Annotated in this window: 17 protein-coding genes; 8 read left to right on the top strand and 9 right to left on the bottom strand. The window is 68.0% G+C overall.

The genetic code is table 11. From position 1 onward, the window contains the following. The first annotated feature begins 235 nt into the window (after positions 1-235). Complete coding sequence (locus C8D78_RS08615) at positions 236-1,849, top strand: peptide chain release factor 3 (protein WP_120952393.1); 1,614 nt, start codon at positions 236-238, stop codon at positions 1,847-1,849. Between the two features lie 175 nt (positions 1,850-2,024). After that, on the top strand, positions 2,025-3,383 hold the full coding sequence (locus tag C8D78_RS08610) for a GAF domain-containing serine/threonine-protein kinase (protein WP_120952390.1): 1,359 nt from the start codon (positions 2,025-2,027) through the stop codon (positions 3,381-3,383). Between the two features lie 77 nt (positions 3,384-3,460). On the opposite strand, the gene C8D78_RS08605 is transcribed toward C8D78_RS08610, so the two are convergent. Next, positions 3,461-4,669 carry a PucR family transcriptional regulator gene (locus C8D78_RS08605; protein WP_120952387.1) on the bottom strand — a complete coding sequence of 403 codons (1,209 nt, stop codon included), beginning with the start codon at positions 4,667-4,669 and terminating at the stop codon, positions 3,461-3,463. 97 nt (positions 4,670-4,766) lie between these two features. Between C8D78_RS08605 and C8D78_RS08600 the strand changes: the two genes are divergently transcribed. Both C8D78_RS08600 and C8D78_RS08595 read left to right on the top strand, forming a co-directional pair. Continuing rightward, entirely contained in the window at positions 4,767-5,849 is a 1,083-nt protein-coding gene (locus tag C8D78_RS08600) for a ferredoxin reductase (protein ID WP_120952384.1), read from the top strand. 11 nt (positions 5,850-5,860) lie between these two features. Next, a complete protein-coding gene (locus tag C8D78_RS08595) occupies positions 5,861-7,108 on the top strand; it encodes a fatty acid desaturase family protein (protein WP_120952381.1) in 1,248 nt (415 codons plus the stop codon). A 256-nt stretch (positions 7,109-7,364) separates the two neighbouring features. Here the strand turns inward: C8D78_RS08595 and C8D78_RS08590 are convergent, their stop codons facing one another. The 6 genes from C8D78_RS08590 to C8D78_RS08565 all read right to left on the bottom strand — a co-directional run bounded on the left by C8D78_RS08590 (position 7,365) and on the right by C8D78_RS08565 (position 14,824). Next, a complete protein-coding gene (locus C8D78_RS08590; RefSeq protein WP_120952378.1) occupies positions 7,365-8,000 on the bottom strand; it encodes a class I SAM-dependent methyltransferase in 636 nt (211 codons plus the stop codon). Positions 8,001-8,016: 16 nt separating this feature from the next. After that, positions 8,017-10,170, bottom strand: a complete 2,154-nt coding sequence (locus C8D78_RS08585) for a copper-translocating P-type ATPase (RefSeq protein WP_120952375.1) — start codon at positions 10,168-10,170, stop codon at positions 8,017-8,019. Between the two features lie 90 nt (positions 10,171-10,260). Beyond that, positions 10,261-11,733 (bottom strand): multicopper oxidase family protein, encoded by a 1,473-nt coding sequence (locus tag C8D78_RS08580; protein WP_120952372.1) that lies wholly within the window; start codon positions 11,731-11,733, stop codon positions 10,261-10,263. Continuing rightward, the gene (locus C8D78_RS08575; RefSeq protein WP_120952369.1) at positions 11,733-12,077 is read right to left on the bottom strand and encodes an SHOCT domain-containing protein; all 345 of its coding nucleotides are present in this window, start codon (positions 12,075-12,077) and stop codon (positions 11,733-11,735) included. The genes C8D78_RS08580 and C8D78_RS08575 overlap by 1 nt, the downstream gene beginning before the upstream one ends. Before the next feature lie 143 nt (positions 12,078-12,220). After that, entirely contained in the window at positions 12,221-13,594 is a 1,374-nt protein-coding gene (gene radA, locus C8D78_RS08570; protein ID WP_120952366.1) for a DNA repair protein RadA, read from the bottom strand. A gap of 102 nt (positions 13,595-13,696) precedes the next feature. Next, positions 13,697-14,824 carry an FUSC family protein gene (locus C8D78_RS08565; RefSeq protein ID WP_120952363.1) on the bottom strand — a complete coding sequence of 376 codons (1,128 nt, stop codon included), beginning with the start codon at positions 14,822-14,824 and terminating at the stop codon, positions 13,697-13,699. A 301-nt stretch (positions 14,825-15,125) separates the two neighbouring features. Here C8D78_RS08565 and pstS point away from each other — a divergent pair, with 301 nt between their 5' ends. The 4 genes from pstS (at position 15,126) to pstB (ending at position 19,313) form a co-directional block, all read left to right on the top strand. Next, complete coding sequence (pstS, locus tag C8D78_RS08560) at positions 15,126-16,247, top strand: phosphate ABC transporter substrate-binding protein PstS (protein ID WP_120952360.1); 1,122 nt, start codon at positions 15,126-15,128, stop codon at positions 16,245-16,247. Positions 16,248-16,443: 196 nt separating this feature from the next. Next, positions 16,444-17,376, top strand: a complete 933-nt coding sequence (gene pstC, locus C8D78_RS08555; protein ID WP_120952357.1) for a phosphate ABC transporter permease subunit PstC — start codon at positions 16,444-16,446, stop codon at positions 17,374-17,376. After that, a complete protein-coding gene (gene pstA / locus C8D78_RS08550) occupies positions 17,377-18,486 on the top strand; it encodes a phosphate ABC transporter permease PstA (protein WP_120952354.1) in 1,110 nt (369 codons plus the stop codon). 47 nt (positions 18,487-18,533) lie between these two features. Continuing rightward, on the top strand, positions 18,534-19,313 hold the full coding sequence (gene pstB / locus C8D78_RS08545; protein WP_120952351.1) for a phosphate ABC transporter ATP-binding protein PstB: 780 nt from the start codon (positions 18,534-18,536) through the stop codon (positions 19,311-19,313). Between the two features lie 320 nt (positions 19,314-19,633). On the opposite strand, the gene C8D78_RS08535 is transcribed toward pstB, so the two are convergent. Next, a complete protein-coding gene (locus tag C8D78_RS08535) occupies positions 19,634-20,647 on the bottom strand; it encodes an inorganic phosphate transporter (RefSeq protein ID WP_120953261.1) in 1,014 nt (337 codons plus the stop codon). A gap of 4 nt (positions 20,648-20,651) precedes the next feature. Beyond that, the gene (locus C8D78_RS08530; RefSeq protein WP_120952345.1) at positions 20,652-21,269 is read right to left on the bottom strand and encodes a DUF47 domain-containing protein; all 618 of its coding nucleotides are present in this window, start codon (positions 21,267-21,269) and stop codon (positions 20,652-20,654) included. Positions 21,270-21,541 lie beyond the last annotated feature (272 nt).

Below are 21,541 nucleotides of genomic sequence, written 5' to 3'. Positions count from 1 at the left end.
CGACGTGCCGCGGGAAGCCTCCGAAAGGGCCGCAGCGGGGCGTGCCCGGGACTGCACTTTTGGCAGTGCCTGGGTGGTGTTTGGCCGGTGTTTGGCCGGTGCCCCGCGCGGCGCGCGGCCGGGCCGCGGCCGCCGCTTCGTGCGGGGTTTGCGGCCTGCGATAAACTTGGATCCATGGGTGTTCCGCGGGTTCTCCGCGCCGTGACCCGTCCACAGCCGCAGCGAAAGTAGCAACGTGTCTCAAGAAGTCCTCAGCCCGGCCCGAGTCCAGGAGATTCACAAGCAGGCGGCCCGGCGCCGGACTTTCGCGGTCATTTCGCACCCTGACGCCGGAAAATCCACCCTCACGGAGGCCCTCGCGCTGCACGCCAAGGTGATCGGCACTGCCGGCGCCTCCAGCGGCAAGGCCAACCGCAAGGAGACGGTCTCGGACTGGATGCAGATGGAAAAGGATCGCGGCATCTCCATCAGCTCCGCCGCGCTCCAGTTCGCCTACCGGGACACCGTCATCAACCTTCTGGACACCCCGGGCCACGCGGACTTCTCCGAGGACACCTACCGCGTGCTCGCGGCAGTGGACTGCGCCGTCATGCTGGTCGACGCCGCCAAGGGCCTGGAAACCCAGACCATGAAGCTCTTCGAGGTCTGCAAACAGCGCAACCTGCCCATCATCACCGTCATCAACAAGTGGGACCGGCCGGGCCTGGACGCCCTGGCGCTCATGGACGAGATCACCGAACGCACTGGACTGCAGCCGATGCCGCTGACGTGGGCCGTGGGGATCTCCGGCGATTTCCGCGGCGTCTGGGACCTGCGCAACGACCGTTTCGCGCAGTTCAAGCGCAACAACGCGGGCGCCAACATTGCCCTCACCGAGTACTTCACCCCGGATGAGGCCGCGGCCAGCCAGGGTGTTGACTGGTCCAATGCCATGGACGAGGCCGGACTGGTCATCGAATCCAACCTGGCCTTCGACGTTGAGGCCTTCCACGCCGGCGAGGCGACGCCCATCCTCTTCAGCTCGGCCGCGCTCAACTTCGGCGTGAAGGAAATCCTCGACGCCCTCGTCGATTTCGCCCCGCCGGCTGCCCCGCGGCCCGACGTCGACGGCGATCCCCGCCCTGTCGACGCCCCGTTCGCAGGCTTCGTCTTCAAGGTCCAGGCCGGCATGAACAAGGCCCATCGCGACCACGTCGCCTTCATCCGCGTCTGCTCCGGCATGTTTGAGCGCGGCATGGTGGTCACCCAGGGACGGACCGGCAAATCCTTTGCCACCAAGTACGCCCAGCAGGTCTTCGGCCGCGAACGCGAGGTGATCGACGAGGCATTCCCGGGCGACGTGGTGGGTCTGGTGAACGCCTCCTCCCTCCGCGTGGGCGACAGCCTGTTCCTGGACCAGCCGGTCGAGTTTCCCGCGATCCCGCTGTTCGCCCCGGAACACTTCCAGGTGGCGCGTTCCAAGGACCCAAGCCGCTTCAAGCAGTTCCGCCGCGGCATCGAGCAACTCGAGCACGAGGGCGTCATCCAGGTGCTCCGCTCCGACATCCGCGGTGACCAGGCGCCCGTCCTGGCCGCGGTCGGCCCGATGCAGTTCGAGGTGGTCGAAGACCGCATGGCCCACGACTTCAGCGCGCCCATGCGGCTGGAGCGCCTGCCGTACTCCATCGCCCGGATCTCGACGGCGGACGCCATGCCGGCGCTGGCCAACGTGCCCGGCGCCGAGGTCCTCTTGCGCTCCGACGGGGAATACTTGGCCCTCTTCAACGACGTCTGGGCCCTGCGACGGATCGAAAAGAACCACCCGGATCTCACCTTGGTCCCGATCGGTACCAACAACCCCGCCAAATAGGGGCCCAAGGTCCGGCAGGAAGACCGCCCGAAGGTCTTCCTGAATCCCGATTCCGCGTTATCATAAGTAACCTTGCTTATTTCGCGGGCGCCGGTTCAGTTTTCCGGCTTGGACTGATCCGCCCGATTCCAGCGGCGGGCCCCATTCGAGGGACCACGTAAAACTCTTGACAACTATGGACTCCGGGTACCTGCTTAGCGGGCGCTACCGGATCGAAGAACTCATTGGCCGGGGCAGCCAATCGAGTGTGTACCGTGCCACGGACGAGGTCCTGGGACGCGATGTGGCCGTCAAGATCTTCCGGGACGGGGCCGTGGACGAGGAACGCACTCGCAGGCAAAGCGACGAAGTGCGGATCCTCGCAGGTATGGCCCACCATGCCCTCGTGACGCTGTTCGATGCCGGGGCCGACCTGAGCGACCCGAACCGCCGGCTGAGCTATCTCGTCATGGAACTCGTCCGTGGCCCCGACCTCCGCCGCCGCGCGGCCGAGGGTCCGCTGTCGGCGGCCCACATGGCGCTGATCGGACACGATCTCGCCGACGGCCTGGCACACATCCACCACCACGGCATCGTCCACCGGGACATCAAACCGGCCAACATCCTGCTCGTGGACTACAGCGCCGAGGACCGGCGCCCGCGCGCCAAACTCAGCGACTTCGGTGTCGCCATCACCATCCGCGAAGGCCACCACGGCGACCCGGACGACAGTTCCGGCACCCCGGCCTACCTCAGTCCAGAACAAGCCGCCGGCGAACCGGCCGGCCCCGCCAGCGACGTCTATTCGCTAGGGCTGGTCCTCCTCGAAGGCTTGACCGGGAAAATGGCGTACCCCGGCGCCCCGATTCAGTCCGCCCTGGCCCGGCTGCTTGGCGACCCGGACATTCCCGAAGGGCTTGCGCCCATGTGGGTGGCCCTGCTGACGTCCATGCTGGACAGGAACCCGGCGGCCCGGCCGCCGGCCAGAGAAGTGTCCCTGGCGCTGCGCCAGGAAGCCATCAACGGTGCCGGACGCCACCGTCGGGACGCGGCCCCGCTGCTGACCGATGAAGAAGGCCGCATGCAGGCGGTGCAGCGGTACAAAATATTGGATACCCCGGAGGACGGCGCTTTCAACCGCATTGCTGCGCTGGCTGCGCGCATCTTCTCGGTGCCCATGGCGATCGTCAGTGTGGTGGACCATGACCGCATCTGGTTCAAGGCCCACCATGGCCTGGACGTCACGGAGATTGGCCGCGACCCCGGGTTGTGCGCCTCCGCCATCATGCAGGGTGAGACCTGGATTATCCGGGATGCCACCCATGATGCCCGGACGCTGACCAACCCGCTCGTGGCCGGCGAGTTCGGCCTGCAGTTCTATGCCGGGGTGCCGTTGCGAACGCGGGACGGCTACAACCTGGGCACCTTCTGCATCCTGGACCGTGAGCCCCGCGAGTTCAGCGAGGAGGACACTTCCGCGCTGGAGGACCTGGCGGCCCTCGTGATGCATGACCTGGAACTGAGGCTCCACAGCCGGCAAGTGCTCGCCGGCTAGTTTGCGGCGGTGCCGCCGGTCACCTGGTTCGACGCCGGCCCACCGCCCCCCGTCACCGGTTGCGGCGCGGGTCCGGCCTACCGCCGGCCGGCGTGCAGCGCCAGCTCGAGTTCAAAGCGCGCCGTCGGGTCCTCGAGGGCCTCGCCGAAGAGTTCGCGCAGCTGCGCCGCCCGGTAGCCCACGGTCTGCGGGTGGATCCCGAGCTCGGCGGCCACCGGGGCCCGTTGGCCCCAGTGCCGCAGCCAGGACAGCAGGGTTTCGGCCAGCCGCTCCCGCTGGGCCGGGCGGAGCCCTTCCAGCGGCGCCAGCCGGCGGTTGGCCAGCTCGGTGATGGCCGAGGGTTCCGCTCCCAGAATCACCTGCGCCAGATGCTCGTCGGCCCAGATCGGAGGATCGTCCGGGCCCTCGCGCGGAGGCAGCGCCGCGGCCGCCAGCACGGCCAGCCGCAGTGAATCCGGAACCCTTTCCCAGCCGCCATAGGGCCCCACAGAAGCTCCGCGGCCCTTCAGTGCGCGGTCCAGCTCCTCCCGGGCGGACCGCGACTTCCGCGCCGGGACCAGGGCGACGACGTCGGTCTCGCGCTCAATCACCAGGGTTCCGGGACCGAGCCGCAGCCGCAGCCCGACAGCCCGGTCCAGCGGGAGGATCACCACCGCCATGCGCTGCGGCAGGTTCCAGTCCGCCATCGCCGCCGTCTGGCGCAGGGCGGCCTCGTCGGCCTGGCCCCGCAGGAGGAGGTCCAGCAATTCGGTGCGCCGCCGGTCAACGGCTCCGGCGCGCTCGGACTGTTCAAAGGCGTAGGCCTCGGCGCTGACGGCGGACAGCTCGTCAATGTAGGCCAGGATCGATTCCCCCAGGTCCACCACGACGCCCTGGCCCAGGTGATGCTCCACGGAGACCCGGGACATCTCCCGGAACGTCACCCGGGCGCCCATCCGGTAGGCGCTCAGCAGGGCGTCCATACTCCGGCCCTGCCGGAACTCGCCGCTGCCCAACCCGGCCACCAGTTCCCGGCTTTCCTCGGACAATGCCGGCAGCCGGGTCCCCGGCAGTTGCAAGAACCGATCCAGGGCTGCGGCCACGCCCCGCCTCAGGCCCCGGCCGAAGCGGCCCTCGATGGGCCTTGCGTACGCGGGCACCAGCTGCGGGACGGCCTCGATGATCGCTTCGACAATGCCGGGCATCCTGGGGCGCAGCATGTCGCTGACTTCACGGGGCAGGGCCAGCCACGGAGGATCGTAGGCGGGAACGGAGCCGGAGGGCTCCCGGGAGGGGGAAGAGGTCATGGACAATCCAAGGAGTTGTTGCGGTGGGATAGTTTTCTTGAGTCGATCGTATGCCTTGGGTGAAGAAGTATGGCGCAAACTGACATAAGCTTATTGAATGATCCGGCTCCGTAAGCTGGCGCGCGCCGCATCTCTACTGACCACCCCCCTAGCTCCAGAAGACATTCTGTCGCTGTTCAATCCCGTGTTCTCCGCCCGCCAGTTGCGCGGCGTGGTCACCCGGGTGGTTCCAGAAACGGCCGATTCCGCCACCATTTTCTTCCGTCCCGGCCGCGGCTGGCAAGCACATCTTGCCGGTCAGTGGGCCCGAATTGGCGTCGAGCTCGACGGCGTCCGCCACTGGCGGTCGTATTCGCTCAGCGCCCCCGCCGGGCAGGACCCGGCAATCACCGTCACCGACATGGGTGCCGTCTCCGGTGCCCTCGTGCGCGGCACCAAACCCGGAGACGTCCTGTTCCTGGCGCCTCCGCAGGGCGATTTCGTCCTGCCGGAGCACCCGCGCCCGCTGCTTATGCTCACCGCCGGCAGCGGCATCACCCCGGTGATGTCGATGATCCGCACCCTCGTGCCGCACCGCCCCGACTCCGACGTCGTGCTCATTCACACCGCCCGCACCGCCGCGGACGCTATCTTCCGTGAGGAACTCGCCGAGCTCGCCGACCAGTTCCCCAACTTCAGGGTCACGCACTGGTTCACCGGAGACCGTGGCCGGCTGGACTTCGCTTCCGCCGCCGATCTGGACCGGCTTTGCCCGGACTGGCGCCAGCGCGCCGCCTACGCCTGCGGCCCGGAGGAATTCCTCAACGACACCGAAGCGCTGTGGGAAGCCGAGGCCCTCGATGCCCCGCCGGCCCCGGCCGCACAGGCAGCCACCCTGACCATCGAGCGCTTCACCACGAGCCTCGCCGCCGGTGCCGGGCACGACGGCGGACTGGTCACCTTCGAGGCCTCCGACCGCGAGGTCGAGGCCGACGGCGACACCCCGCTGCTCGACGTCGGCGAGGACGCCGGTGTCCTGATGCCCAGCGGCTGCCGCATGGGCATCTGCCACAGCTGCCTCATCCCGCTGCGCGCCGGCCATGTCCGGGACCTTCGCACGGGCGAAGTGCACGGCGAGCCGGGCCAACTAATCCAGACGTGCGTGTCGGCAGCCGCCGGCCCCGTTAACCTCGACCTCTGAGGAGTACCCGCATGACGATTATTTCCAACAAACCGGATCTATCCGGCGTCGACACCCCCGCGGACGCTGCCGCCGCAAGCGGCTCCACCGCAAACGGTTCACCCGCAGACGCGTCCCCGGCCAAGCCGGGCACGGCCGCGAAGAGGCGGCCCGGTGCCCTCGCCGAGACCGGCAGCCCGCTGCTGCGCCCGCCCGCGGCCGCCCACCTCTCTGACGAGCAGGTTGCCGAGCTGGGCCGCGAACTCGACGCGATCAAGGACGACATCCTCGCCAAGCGCGGCTCCTCCGACGCCGCCTACATCCGCCGCATGATCAAGATCCAGCGCGCGCTGGAGATCTCCGGCCGTGCCGCGCTCCTGATCAGCAAGAACAAGCCCGCCTGGATCGCCGGCACCACGCTGCTGAGCTTCGCGAAGATCCTGGAAAACATGGAACTCGGGCACAACATCCTGCACGGTCAGTGGGACTGGATGCGGGACCCGGACATCCACTCCACCACGTGGGAGTGGGACTTCGTCACCCCGGCGCGCTCCTGGCAGCACACCCACAACGATCTCCACCACCGCTGGACGAATGTGGTCGGCAAGGACAACGACGTTGGATACAACCTCCTGCGCATGGACCCCCAGCAGGAATGGAAGCCCTTCAACCTGGGCAACCCGCTCTACAACGCCCTGCTGGCGCCCGTCTTCGAGTGGGGCATCGCGATCTACGACCTCGAACTCGTCGACTATCAGGAGGGCCGGAAGTCCAAGGAGGCCCTGACCAAGGACCTGAAGGCCCTCGGCCGCAAGGCCCTGAAGCAGTTCACCAAGGACTACGCCGCCACGCCCGCCGTCGCAATGCTGACCGGTTCCGGCAAGCAGGCCCTCTACGGCACGCTGACCGCCAACGCCGTCCGCAACGTGTGGGCCCACGCCGTAATCTTCTGCGGCCACTTCCCCGAGGGCACTGACACCTTCACCGAGGAAATGGTCGAAGGCGAGACCCGCGGCGACTGGTACGTGCGGCAGATGATCGGCTCCGCCAACATCTCCGGCTCCAAGTTCATGCACCTCATGACCGGCAACCTCTCGCACCAGATCGAGCACCACCTGTTCCCGGACCTGCCGTCGAACCGTTACGCCGAGGTGGCGCCGAAGGTGCAGGAGATCTGCAAGCGGTACGGACTGCCGTACACCACGGGTCCGCTGCTGAAGCAGGTCGGCTCCACCTGGGCCAAGGTCTTCAAGCTGGCCCTGCCTTCCAAGAAGGCCTAGCACCCAGACCTAGCACTCAGACCTGGCGCCCAGACCCGGCGCCTGGTTCGAATGACTGAAGAAGGGGTGCCTGCCATTGCGGCAGGCGCCCCTTTTGCATGTGGCGGAGCGGGCGGCGGCCGGTACTCGGTTCGGCCCGACGCTCCATCCCGGTTGCCTGCGCCGGTTCGGTCCGGCGGGAACGGGCAGCCCCGGTTTTCCGGGCGGCCCCAGGCCCCGGCGGAGAAGCAACCGGGCAGGAACGCCACGCCAGGGGTCAGGACTTGCTCGCGACACCGAGAACGTGCGCCAGCGGCGGGTTACCGCGAAGGGCCGAGAACCCGAAGCGCTCCAGGCCCTGCACGGCCAGACCCGCCCTGGCGATCACGGCGGCGGTGTCGCGGTTCGGGTGGCACCCGCCCGCCACCCGGCTCCAGAGCGGGGTAACCAGATCTTCGGCCACGCCCAGGATGCGGTGTGCGGAGCGGACGTGTTCATAGAACAGCAGCAAGCCGCCGGGCCGCAGGACCCTGACCACTTCCGCCAGGACGACGGACTGTTCTGCCACGCTGCACAGCACCAAACTGGAGACGACGACGTCGACCGAGGCGTCCGCGACCGGCAGGGACTCCGCCACGCCGTCTTTCACCGTGACCGGAACCGGTGCCGTGCGGGCGGCGGCCAGGGCAAGTCCGCGGAGCGTGGGATCGGGTTCGAGGGCCAGCACGCCCGTCACCGCGGCGGGGTAGAACGGGAAAGTGGCACCGTAACCCGCCCCGATTTCGACGACCGCACCGTGCGCCGGTTCCACCAGACGCCGGCGGTGCTCCGCCGCGCCGCGGGCGTCCATCCGCGGACCCGCGCGGGCAAAGGCTCTCCCGAATGCGGGCACGCGGCGGTTGGTTTCCGGCATGGGGGCCTCCAGCCGGTCAGCTGGCCGCTGCCGGATTGAGCCTGAGCCTGCGCAGCAGCTGGGCGTTCAGGGCAACAATAACGGTCGAGGCCGACATCATCACGGCGCCCGCGGCAGGGGAGAGGACGATTCCCGCGAAGGCGAGGACCCCGGCCGCCAACGGCACCGAGACGACGTTGTAGCCTGTGGCCCAGACGAGGTTCTGCCACATCTTCCGGTAGCTCGCCTTGGACAGATCAAGCATCGACAGGACGGCCCGGGGATCGTTGCCGGCCAGGACCACGCCGGCGGATTCCACCGCCACATCCGTGCCCCCGCCAATCGCAATCCCCACCTCGGCACGTGCCAGCGCGGGGGAGTCGTTGACGCCGTCGCCCACCATGGCCACTTTCAGTCCGCGGCCCTGCAGTTCCGCCACTTTCTTGTCCTTGTCGGCCGGGAGGACCTCGGCGAAGACCTCATCGATATTGAGCTCTTCCGCCACTGCCCGGGCCACCTGCCAGGCATCGCCGGTGATCATGGCCACTTTGATGCCGCGCGCCTGGAGGGCCCGGACGGCCTGACGGGACTCGGGCCGGACGGCGTCCTCGAGACTGACCGCGCCCAGGACCGTGCCGTTGTCCACGACGTGGAGCACTGCGGCTCCTCGCTCAAGCCAGGCCCCGGTGGCGGCGGCCAAGGCCGGGGGTTCGTGCAGTCCGAGTTCGCGGAGCAGCGCCGGGCCGCCCACCTGGACGGTGCGGCCACGGACCGTGGCGCGGACGCCGCGCCCGGTCAGCGAGGTGAAGCCCTCCGCAGCCGGGATGTCCAGCCCCCGGTCCCGGGCGGCGGCAACGATCGAACGGGCCAGGGGATGCTCGCTGTCCGCCTCCACGGCGGCGGCGAGTCCGAGAACTGCGTCCCGGGCGTCCCGGCCGGCGGCTGTGCCTGTGCCGTCGGCGGCCGCGACCTCCTTGAGTTCCGGCTCGCCCTTGGTCAGGGTTCCGGTCTTATCGAACAGCACGACGTCCACTGTCCGCATGCGTTCGAGCGCCATCCGGTTCTTGATCAGCACGCCTGCCCGGGCTGCCCGTTCGGTGGAGATCGCGATGACCAGCGGGATGGCGAGCCCCAGGGCATGCGGGCAGGCGATCACCAGCACCGTAACCGTGCGCTCAACGGCGTCGGGCATGCTGCCGAGCAGGGTCCAGACGACAAAGGTGATAACACCGGCCCCGGCGGCGAAGTAGAACAAGAATGCGGCGGCACGGTCCGCGAGGGCCTGGGCACGCGAGGAGGAGGCCTGGGCCTCGGCCACGAGCCGCTGGATCCCGGCGAGGGCGGTGTCCTCGCCGATGGCCGTCACCCGGACGCGGATGCTGTTGTCCGTGGCGATGGTCCCGGCGACCACCGGGTCGCCGGGGGAGCGAAGGACGGTCTTCGACTCGCCCGTGATCATCGATTCATCGAATTCGGCCTGCCCCTCGATCACGGCTCCGTCCGCGGGCATCCGCCCGCCGGAACGGACCAGGATGGTGTCGCCGCTGCGGAGTTCGGACACGCTGACCGCCTCGGTGCCGGACCCGGTAATGCGTTCCGCCTCGTCCGGAAGCAGCGCAGCGAGGGCGTCCAGGGCGCCCCGGGCCGAGCCGAGCGCGCGCATCTCGATCCAATGGCCCAGGAGCATGATGTCCACCAGCAGGGCCAGTTCCCACCAGAAGTCGAGGTCGAAGCCGCCGATCCCCAGCGTGGTCACCCACGAGGCCGTGAATGCGACGGTGATGGCCATGGCGATCAGCAGCATCATCCCAGGCTTGCGGGTTTTCAGCTCATCCAGGCCGCCTTTGAGGAACGGCTGCCCGCCGTAGAAGAAGATGACAGTGCCCAAGGCAGGGGGAATCCAGGCGGAGCCGGGAAAAACCGGCGGCTGGTAGCCGAGAAGCTCCCCGAACATCGGGCTGAAGAAGACCACCGGTACGGCCAGGGCGAGGGTCAGCCAGAACCTGTTCTTGAACATCGCGACGCTGTGGCCGGCGTGCTGGCCATGGCTGTGCACCATGTGGTCATCGTCGGTGTGACCCGCAGCGGCCGGGACGGCCGGGTGCGGGGCGGGGCTGGCATGCGCCGGCCCGTGCGGGTGCTGGGGGACCATGCCCCGGGTGACGTCCGGACTGCCGTGCCGGTGTTCCATGATGCGTACTCCTGCAGGGTGGTGGGTCATATGCGGCTATTGCCACTCAAGATACCCCCGGGGGGTATCTTCCGCAAGGGGTTGCGTGCGTTAGTGGACCTCGATGGCGCCCATCATCCCGAGGTCCTCGTGGTCCAGGATGTGGCAGTGGTAGGCGGACCTTCCGGTGAAGTCCTTGAACGCGACCCTGACGCTCACCTGTCCGTTCGCCGGCACATTGACCACGTCCTGCCAGAGCGGAGAAACGGGGGCCACGCCATTGACCGCGATGATCTGCATCGGCCATACATGCAGATGAAACGGGTGGTCCATGGAGCTGGTATTGACCACGGTCCATTCCTCCACGCTGCCGGCTGCCACGGTGGTGTCGGTCCGGTCCGGGTTGAATGAGCGGCCGTTGATGGTGAAGGCCGCCATCCCGGTGCCGCCTCCGCCCATGCTGCCCATGCCGGCCGCCAGCAGGAACTGCCGGTGCGCGGCGACCGGGATGCGGCGCAGGTCCGCAGGGGCCGGCCGGGGCGGCAGACCGGCGGGGCCGGCTCCGGGCTGGCCCGCCACCTGGAGCGTTGCCAGGGAGACCTCCCCGGGCCGGTCCGCCGGGACCCGGCCGGCCGGTGCCCGGCGCATCATTCCTGGCATGCTGCCGCGGTCGTAGTAGGCGGCCCGGAGCACCGACTCGCCGGCCGCCATGGTTATGAGCAGGTCGGCCCGGTTCCCCGGTGCCAGGAGCACCTCGTCCACCGGTGCTGGAGCCTGGAAGTGCCCGGAGTCCATGCCGAGCAGCTGCATGCCCTGCCCGTCCAGCTGCAGCCGCAGGTAGCGGGCAACGCAGGCGTTGACCAGGCGCCAGCGCTCGCGTTGCCCGGGGTATGCGCTCAGCCGGGGATTGCTTTGGCCGTTGACGAGCACGATTGCGCCCTCCCGGCCTGCCATGCGTTCCGTCGGCGCGACCTTCCGGACGTTTCCCGCGGCGTCCAGATCCGTATCGGATACCACCAGGACACGGTCCATGGCGGCCGGAATGGGGATGGTGTCCTCGACGACGATGGCCCCGAAGAGGCCGCCGAAGATCTGGTCCGCGACCATGCCGTGGTGGTGTGGGTGATACCAGTAGACGCCGGGCGGGTGGTCGGCCGGCAGCCGGTATTCATAGTCGAAGGTTTCGCCGGAATCGACCCTGACAAACACATTGTCCCCGTTACCCTGCGGGGACACGTGGAGCCCGTGTACGTGGAGGTTGGTGGGTCCGGCCAGGCGGTTCGTTAGCCGGATGCTGAGCTCGTCCCCGGCGCGCAGGCGCAGGGTGGGGCCGGGGATGGCTCCGTTGTAGCCGAGGGCCGTCGCCTGACGGCCGGCAAGTTCCAGAAGGCCCCGGCCCGCCTGCAGTTCCAGTGCCAGGCGGCCGCCGGCGCTGCGCAGTTCGACCGGGTGCGTAAGCGCGGCTCCGGTCGCCGGTGCGCCGCGGGATGTCAGGGTCCAGGCGAGGCCCGCCGCGCCGGCCGCGGTTCCGGCCAGTCCAAGTGCGCCCACAAGCAGGGCCTCGCGGCGGCTGACGGGCTGCACTAGGACTCCTCGTCCAGCACCTTCAGGTTTTCGCGGTATTGCTCCACGGTGAGCTCGCCCCGGGCAAAGCGTTCGTCAAGGATCAGGCGGGCCGGAGAACGCCCGGGAGGAGAATCCGGCGCCGCGTTCGGCGGCGGGTAGGAGCCGGGCACGCCGCCCTGTCCGGGGGGAGGATACTGCCCCGGAGCATGCGGCCCCGTGCCCGGCGGAGCGCCCGGACGGTCATGGCGAAGACCGCCGGTGAGAAGCCGGACGGCCAGGATTACCAGGACAACAATCCCGGCCAGCATGAACACGCCCCAGAGCCACATCCAGCCGACCTGGTACCCGTAGTCCCACATCATGACGCATCCCTTCGCCGCGGCGGGCCCGGCCGAATCCTGCGGCCGGAACCTGCCCCTACGATCCCATCCTGCGCCCGCCGGGACCGCGGCGTAAGGGTCCTAAGTCGCTTCTGGCCCCGGCAGGTCCCGGCTTCCGGCGCCTCTTAGCTGATCAGCAGTCCCAGTGCCTCGGCCAGGTGGCCGACCTCCCGGACCGAGAAGCCCGCGGGAACCGGGCCGTGCCCGTTAGGGCTCGACGGAACCACAGCATGGGTGAAGCCGAGCCGATGCGCCTCCATGATGCGCTGGTTGATACCGGGGACCGGGCGGACTTCGCCCGCGAGGCCTACCTCCCCGAAGGCGATCAACCGCTGGGGGAGCGGCTTCCTGGCTTTCGCGGAGGCCACAGCCAGGGCCACTGCCAGGTCCGTCGCGGGCTCGCTGAGCTTGACCCCGCCGACCGTTGCCACATAGGAGTCGTCCTTGTTGAGCAGGCAGCCGGCCCGCTGCTGCAGCACGGCCAGCAGCATCGCCACCCGCGAGCTGTCCAGCCCGCTGGTAGCCCGGCGGGGTTGCGAGCTGGCACTCTCGGCGAGCAGGGCCTGGACCTCGGCCAGCAGCGGCCGTCGGCCTTCCAGGGTGACCGTGATGCAGGTCCCGGAGACGGGTTCCTTCGTCCGTGAGACGAACAACCCGCTGGGATCGGCGAGGCCCGCGATCCCGTCCTCGTTCAAGTCGAAGCAGCCGACGTCGTCGGTGGGTCCGTAACGATTCTTGACGGCGCGCAGCAGCCGCAGCCGCGAGTGCCGTTCGCCCTCGAACTGGCAGACGACGTCCACGAGGTGTTCGAGCAGGCGGGGCCCGGCAATGGAGCCGTCCTTGGTCACGTGCCCCACCAGCAGCGTGGTCATGTTGCGGCGCTTGGCCGCGGCGATCAGGGAGGCCGCAACCTCGCGCACCTGGGACACGCCTCCCGCGCTTCCCTCGACGTCGGCGCTGCTCAGGGTTTGAACGGAGTCCACGATCAGCAGCCGCGGCTCAAGCTTCTCCACCTGCCCCAGCGCCTGTCCCAGATCCGTTTCGGCGGAGAGGTACAGGGATTCGGCCACGGCGTCGATCCGGTCCGCACGGAGTTTGACCTGGGCGGCGGATTCCTCGCCGGTGATGTACAGGACATCCTGGGCGGTGCGGGCGAACTTGGCGGCGACGTCCAGCAGCAGCGTGGACTTGCCCACGCCGGGTTCGCCCGCGAGCAGGATGACGGCGCCGGGGACCAGGCCGCCGCCGAGCACCCGGTCCAGCTCGTCCACCCCGGTGGGCAGGAAGGCCGCCGTAGTGGCGTCGACCTCGGCGATCCGGCGGGCCGGTTCCAGGACAGTGGTGGCCGCCGTCGTCCGGGCGACGGCGGTGCCGGTCTCCTCGACGCTGCCCCACGCCTGGCATTCGCCGCAGCGGCCCACCCACTTGGCCGTTGTCCAGCCGCATTCGGCGCATTTATAGCCCGGTGCCTTCGGCCCCCGGGAAGTCTTCGTAGCCATTGGTCCACACTATCGGTGGCCGCCGACAAGAAAGGGCACCCGCGGGTCGCGGGGGGAGGGGGAGGGCCGGGGTGGAAGGACCGGCCCGCCCCTTCAGGTCGCCTAGAGCGGGGGAAGGATGTCCCGGGCTTCGCCGGAATCCACGCCGGCGGCCTCGAGCAGGTCCACCATGAGCGGGCGGAACAGCATGACCACCGTTTCGCCCTCGAGCCGGTGGACGTCCAGTATCCGGGGGTGCAGGCGGCCGGCGATTTCCCGTAGCTCGGACCTGGCCGTCCGCAGGTGGGCGCGGCGGGTGCCGTCGTGCACCTCGGCCAGGCCCAGCGAGAGCTCGTCGACGGCCGCGGCGGTCTCCCGCAGCACCTCGGCGATGTTCTGGGTGGCCTCGTCCGAGAGCGCGGCATGGTTAATGGCGCTGGTCAGGCGGCGGGCGAAGACCCGGCTGTTCCGCAGCGCGAGGTCCAGGTAGTCCAGCGACTGATCCATCCGGTCCAGCTCGTCCCGGTGCCGCCGGTAGGCCGGTGCCAGTGTGGCCACTTCGCCGGAGGCGCGCAGGGACTGGCGCATGGCGTCGATGAGGGGCTGGCAGTTCCGGCCGCGGATCAGCGCGTGCCAGGCCTGGGTCGCGTCGCTGTAGCTCAGCGCCGAGGCGCATTCCCGCAGCACCTCGGCGAGCTCGTGGAGGAGCTTTTTCACGTCGCTGCGGGGCTCCCGCCGGGGGTCCTTGGGCACGAGGACGGTCATCAGGAGCGCGAATACCCCGCCCACCACGGCGTCGATGCTGCGGGTGAAGGGACCGCCCACCGGGGCGGGCAGGAGCACCACCAGCACCGACTGCAGGCCCAGTTGGGTGGTGAAGATGGTCCCGCTGTCCAGGAACCGGGCCAGCAGGATGGAGAACAGGAGAACGACGGCGGCCTGCCAGATGCCGGAGCCCAGCCAGTGCAGCAGCAGGTCTCCCACCACGATGCCGAGCGTGCAGCCCAGCCCCACCTCGATGACGCGGCGCAGCCTGGGGTCGCGGGAAAACCCGAGGGCAATCAGGGAAGACGTGGCCGCGAACAACGGCCCGGTGTGGCCGAGGACGTATTCGGCGAACGCGTAGGCGCCGACGGCGCAGGTAGTCATCTGAATGGCCGGGACCAGGGAGTTCCGGCTCCGGACAATGCCGGTGCGGACCCGGCCGCGCAGGAATCGTGCGCTTGCGGAGAGTCCAGTCGCGGAGGCCATGTCCTCCAGTCTATTTGCTGCCCCATGGGCTGGCCGTTCACGGCAGGACGGACCGGCCGAAACAGCGGGTCCCTACCACGGGCAGGCCTCAGTACCCGGTTGCGCTCTACGTCTGTGACGCGCCGAGCGCAATGGCGGCATGGCAGTTGTAAGCCAATGGTCCGGCGTCGTTAACCCGCCGTTCACCTTGGACCGCAATTCTCTTCACCTGGGGCACCTACCTTCAGTAAAGGTACAAACCGTACGCATCCCTGCTGGCCTTCTCCGGCCCGGCACGCACAGCCCTGAAAGGGGTATATAAGTGAAGGCACTTCGCTTCGGCCGCAACGCGGCTATCGCTGTAATCGCCGCCGGCGCACTCGCGCTGACTGCTTGCGGTTCGGACAACGCAACCAACTCGACCCAGCCCGCAGCGCCGGCCGCCTCGGGTCCCAAGGTCACCGGCACCCTGACCGGCGTTGGTTCCACCGCCCAGGGCGCGGCCATGGATGTGTGGAAGACCAACTTCGCGTCCGCGAACCCGGGCGCCACTGTGCAGTACTCCCCGGACGGCTCCGGCGCCGGACGCAAGGCGATCCTCGACGGCTCGGCCCAGTTCGCCGGTTCCGACGCCTACCTCAAGGATGAAGAGCTCGCCAGCTCCAAAGACAAGTGCGGCCCCGGCGGAGCCATCGACCTCCCGGTCTACATTTCCCCGATCGCCGTGGCGTTCAACCTGCCGGGCATTACGGATCTGAAGCTCGATGCTGCCACCGTTGCCAAGATCTTCCGCGGCCAGATCGCCAACTGGAACGACCCCGCCATCGCGGCCCTGAACCCGGGCGTCCAGCTGCCGGACCTCAAGGTAACGCCCGTCAACCGCTCGGATGACTCCGGCACCACCAGCAACTTCACCGACTACCTGTCGGCCGTTGCGCCCCAGGTTTGGACCGACAAGGCTTCCGGCGTCTGGCCCTCGAGCCTGAAGGGCGAGAACGCCAAGGGCACGTCCGGCGTCGTCAAGACCGTCACCGACACCCCCGGTGCCGTGACCTACGCTGACGACTCCGCTGTGAGCGGCAAACTGGGCACCGCGCAGATCAAGGTCGGCGACTCCTTCACGAAGATCTCCCCGGAGGCTGCTTCCAAGGCAGTCGACCAGGGCAAGCCGGTTGAGGGCCGCAACGCCAACGACCTCGCCATCAAGCTGGACCGCAAGACCACGGTCGCCGGCGCCTACCCGATCGTTCTGGTGTCCTACCACATCGTCTGCACCACCTACGACACGCAGGCCACCGCTGACCTGGTCAAGGCCTTTGTCAGCTACGCAGCTTCCGACGCCGGGCAGAAGGCCGCCGCCGACTCCGCCAAGTCGGCACCGCTGTCCGCGACCCTGCAGGGCAAGGTCAAGACGGCCCTCGAGGCCGTCAAGGGCAAGGCCTAGGGATACATTGCGCCGCAAGGCATAGTGGAAACACCAGCCTGACCAAGGTTCCCTGTTCCGAGAAGGCGGTCACCGACCGTCCAACCGGGGCAGGGAACTGACGCATTTGTTCCATACATCTGGATTTGCCGGGCACCGGCCGCGGAGGCCTCCGCCGCCGGTGCCCGGGTTACCACCCAAACCGAAGGACCGTGAAGTGACCACCACCTCCCTGACCAAGTCCCGGGGCGCAGGCCACACCGGCGACAAAGTCTTTTCCGCAGCCACCCTGGCAGCAGGGTGTCTGATCCTCGCCGTGCTCTTCGGTGTTGCCTTGTTCCTGGTCGTCCAGGCCCTCCCGGCCCTCACGGCTCCGGCCGACCAGATCCAGGGCGGAGCGGGCTTCCTTAGTTACATCTGGCCGCTGGTCATCGGCACGCTCATTGCCGCCGTGATTGCCCTTGCGATTGCCACTCCGGTCGCGATCGGCGTCGCCCTGTTCATCTCGCACTACGCCCCGCGTCAGCTCGCCGCCGGCCTCGGCTACGTAGTGGACCTGCTCGCCGCCATCCCTTCCGTGATCTATGGCGCCTGGGGCGTTGCGTTCCTCGCCAAGGAAATCTCCCCGGCCTACGACTGGCTGGCCAAATACGTTGGCTGGCTGCCGATCTTCCAAGGTCCAGCTTCCGCTACCGGCAAGACCATCCTCACGGCCGGAATCGTCCTCGCCGTCATGGTCCTGCCGATCATCACGTCCCTGACCCGCGAGATCTTCCTGCAGACCCCCAAGCTGCACGAAGAGGCCGCATTGGCCCTCGGCGCCACCCGCTGGGAGATGATTCGGATGACCGTGCTGCCCTTCGGCCGGCCCGGAATCATCAGCGCCGTAATGCTGGGACTCGGCCGTGCCCTTGGCGAGACGATGGCCGTCGCGCTGGTCCTTTCGTCAGGCGCCCTGACGGCCAGCCTGATCCAAACCGGCAACCAAACCATCGCCGCCGAAATTGCACTGAACTTCCCCGAGGCCAGCGGCGTGAAAGTCAACACTCTTATCGCTGCCGGCCTGGTCCTGTTCGTCATCACCCTCGGGGTAAACATGATCGCCCGCTGGGTCATCACCCGGCACAAAGAATTCTCGGGAGCCAACTAAATGACCTCCACCCTGACGCCGGTCCGGAAACGGTCGGCCCTCACTAAAGGCCAACTGCCCAAGGCCGCGCCCTATATCGTCCTGGCCGTTGCCCTCGTCCTCGCCGCCGCGATCCTGGCGCTGATCGGCTTCAACCCCTTCGGCTGGGCGGTTGTCTCCGCCATCCTCTTCACCGCCGGCCTGACCGGTTGGAGCGCCGCGGTGGAAGGGTCCCGGCGCGCAAAGGACAGGATGGTCACCTGCCTTGTAGTGGGTGCGTTCCTGATCGCGCTGCTGCCCCTCGTTTCAGTTATCTGGACCGTCCTGGTGAAGGGCCTTCCCGGTCTAATGGATCCCGGTTTCCTCTCCACTTCCATGAACGGCGTCACAGGGGCCTTTGACAACAAGGCCGTCGAGCAAGGCGCTCCCATAGTCGGCGGCATCTACCACGCGATCATCGGTACCGTCCTGATGACGGTTCTCGCGACCCTGATTTCCGTGCCCGTGGGCTTGATGACAGCGATCTACCTCGTCGAGTACGGCGGGGACCGTCCGCTGGCCCGTGCCATCACCTTCTTCGTGGACGTCATGACGGGCATCCCCTCGATCGTTGCCGGTCTGTTCGCCGCGGCCTTCTTCTTCGCGGTCGTCGGCCCGGGCACCAAGACGGGCGCCGTCGCCGCCGTCGCGCTGTCCGTGCTGATGATTCCGGTGGTGGTCCGCTCCAGCGAGGAAATGCTGAGGATTGTCCCCAACGAACTCCGGGAGGCGGCCTACGCCCTCGGTGTCCGCAAGTGGCGGACCATCCTCAAAGTGGTCCTTCCGACGGCGATCTCCGGCATCGCTTCCGGCATCACCCTGGCGATCGCCCGCGTGATCGGCGAGACGGCGCCAATCCTGGTTGCCGCGGGCTTCGCCACGTCGATCAACAACAACGTCTTCAGCGGCTGGATGGCCTCGCTTCCGACGTTCATCTACACCCAGATCCTGAACCCGACCTCGCCGTCCAACCCGGACCCGTCCAACCAACGTGCGTGGGGCGCCGCACTGGTCCTCATTATCCTGGTGATGCTGCTCAACCTCGTGGCCCGCTTGATCGCCCGCAGGTTCGCCCCCAAGGCCGGCCGCTAGGCCCCGCCGCCCCCGCCGTTCATACCTCCAGCAAGCGAAGGAACACCATGTCTAAGCGCATCGACGTCAAAGACCTGAACGTCTACTACGGCAATTTCCTGGCCGTCGAAGACGTCAACATCAACATCGACGCCAAGTCGGTCACGGCCTTCATCGGCCCCTCGGGCTGCGGCAAGTCCACCTTCTTGCGCACCCTGAACCGCATGCACGAGGTCATTCCCGGCGCCCGGGTTGAAGGCGAGGTGCTGCTGGACGGTGACAACCTGTACGGCCCCGGCGTTGATCCGGTGACCGTCCGCTCGCAGATCGGCATGGTGTTCCAGCGGCCCAACCCGTTCCCCACTATGTCCATCCGGGACAATGTGCTGGCCGGCGTGAAGTTGAACAACAAGAAGATCTCCAAGGGCGAGGCCGATGTCCTGGTGGAGCGCTCCCTCCAGGGGGCGAACCTCTGGACCGAGGTCAAAGACCGCCTGGGCAAGCCCGGCTCGGGCCTGTCCGGCGGCCAGCAGCAGCGCCTGTGCATTGCCCGTGCCATCGCCGTAGAGCCCCAGGTAATCCTCATGGACGAGCCCTGCTCCGCCTTGGACCCGATCTCGACGCTGGCCATTGAGGACCTCATCAACGAGCTCAAGGACCAGTACACCGTGGTGATCGTGACCCACAACATGCAGCAGGCGGCCCGCGTGTCGGACAAGACCGCTTTCTTCAACATTGCCGGCACCGGCAAGCCGGGCAAGCTGATCGAGTTCGGCGACACCCCGACGATCTTCAGCAACCCGACCGAGAAGGCCACCGAGGACTACGTCTCCGGCCGCTTCGGATAGCCCCCAACGCTTCCGGGCCGGCCATCGGCGAGCTGAGTGGTTTTGCGGGCGCCCAGTGGTCCTGGTCCGAGCTCGATTCGGTAAAGGAAATCCTCGTAAAGAAGTACATGGGGACGGGCCAAGAGGCCATCCGGTCCGTAGGCCTAAACACCGCCCTGGACGCAGTTGTCGTGGGAGTTCTTGGACGGCCTGATAGCCCGCTAAGGGACAACCCGACCGTGGTGGAAATAACCCACCTTTACGGGGACGTCGTCGTATTCAGGGAAACATCCCGGACAGGCGACGCGGTTGGCGGCTGAACGGCACTCTAGGAACCGGTCCTACAGCCCCGCCAACGGCGAGAGCGCCAGCTGCAGCACGAACGCTGCGGCGGCGGTGGCAACCGGGGTCAGGACCCAGAATGCCAGGATGCGGATGACCAGCCGGCGGTTGGTGACCGGGAAGCTCTGGTTGGCGCCGGCGCCCAGGGTTGCCGACGTCACGGTGTGGGTCGTAGAGATGGGCCAGTGCAGCCCGATCGCGCCCACGAGCAGAATCACCGAGCTATACATCTGCGCCACAAATCCGCGCAGGGGGTCGATTCGGGTCAGGCGGTAGCCGATGGTGTAGGAAATCCGCCAGCCGCCCGCCAGGGTCCCCGCGGCCAACAACACGGCTGTCAGCAGCGCCACCCACCCGGGCACGGACCCGCCGTCGGAAAACCCGGCCGCCAGAAGCGCCAGCACCACCACCGCGCTGGTGCGCTGGCCGTCCTGCAGCCCGTGGCCGAAGGCAACTGCGCCGGCAGCAATGGCCTGGGCGCGCCTCGACCGGGTGTTGACGACGTTGGGCGGCGTGTAGCGGGCTGCCCAGCTGGCGGGCCACACCAGCAGGTACGCGCCGGCAAAGGCGATCACCGGTGAGACCAGCAGCGGGAGCGCCACCTGGGACAGGAGCGAGGCGTCAACGCCGGTGACGGGATGGCCGCCGACGGCGACGCTCGCGACCCCGGCCCCGGCGAGCCCGCCGACCAGGGCATGAGTGGAGGAAGTCGGGATTCCGCGCCACCACATGTACACGCCCCAAAGGATGGCGCTGAGCAGCCCGGCCAACAGGATTGTGAGGCCGTTCGTGCCCGGCGGCAGCGACAGCCACGCCTGGCTGACCGCTAGGGCCAGCGCTGCGCTGAGCCCGGCGCCGATGAAGTTGAACAGGCTGGCCAGCAGCACTGCCACAGTCGGTGTCAGCGCACGTGTGCGCACGGCCAGGGCCACCGACGAGGACGCGTCCCTGAAGCCGTTGAGGAACGCGAATGCCCCGGCGCAGACCATCACCAGGGCAAAGAAGAAGATCATCAATTCAGGATTCCTTGACGATGATGCTGCCTACCTGGGTGGCGATCCGGCGCATGTCCTTCGTGACTTCCACCAGCTGGTTCGCGATGTCGCGGTTGCGTGCGTACTGAGCGGACTTCATTTCGCGCAGCATGTCCGCGACCCAGACCCGGTGGGTGCGTTCGGCACGCTTGGCCAGGCGCAGGATTTCGATCCAGTAGTCCTCGAGGTCATCCAGATTGTTCAGCTGCCGCATGGCCTCGACCGTGAGTTCGGCCTGCCGGCTGATGATTTCGAGCTGGTCCGCAGCGCGCCTGGGGAGCCGTTCCAGCTGGTAGAGGGACACGAGCTCGGCGGCGGCGTCGAGCTTCTCGATCGCCTCGTTGAGGTACCGGGATAGCGCGTACATGTCCTCGCGGGGCAACGGGTTCACGAAGCTGGTCCGCATATGCGTCAGGAGGGCGAAGTGCAGCTCCGCCGATTTGGCCTCGTGATTGTGCATGTCCTCCACCAGCCGGGCATGTTCGCTGGCCGGTGCGCCGAGAATTTCCGAGAGGGTTCCGGTTGCCAGCACAATCTGGCGCGCCATTTGGGCGAGCAGGGTCAGCCCGGCGGATTCCTGCGGAAACAGGCGCAGCTTCACGTGGTGTCACCGGTCTTCCGTGGAGAGTTTCGCGGGTGTCGTCGGCCAGCCGTGTGACTTGACGGAGACCAGCGCATACGCATCACTTTACCGTCCGTCCCCGGCCGGGAGCGGACGGGGACGCGGCATGGGACGTCGCAGGCAAAAACTCGGTCAAAGTCAGCAGTCAAAGGCGCAAGCCAGACGCAGGCAAAGGGCATGAAAATGGTGCCGAACCGGATACGCCTCTCGGCGGTAGGCCGCTCTAGGCGGCTAAATGTTGAAGCCCGGGG

Source organism: Arthrobacter oryzae, assembly GCF_003634095.1.
In the GTDB taxonomy this organism is placed as follows: domain Bacteria; phylum Actinomycetota; class Actinomycetes; order Actinomycetales; family Micrococcaceae; genus Arthrobacter; species Arthrobacter oryzae.
This window is presented reverse-complemented; position numbering and strand designations above follow the sequence as displayed.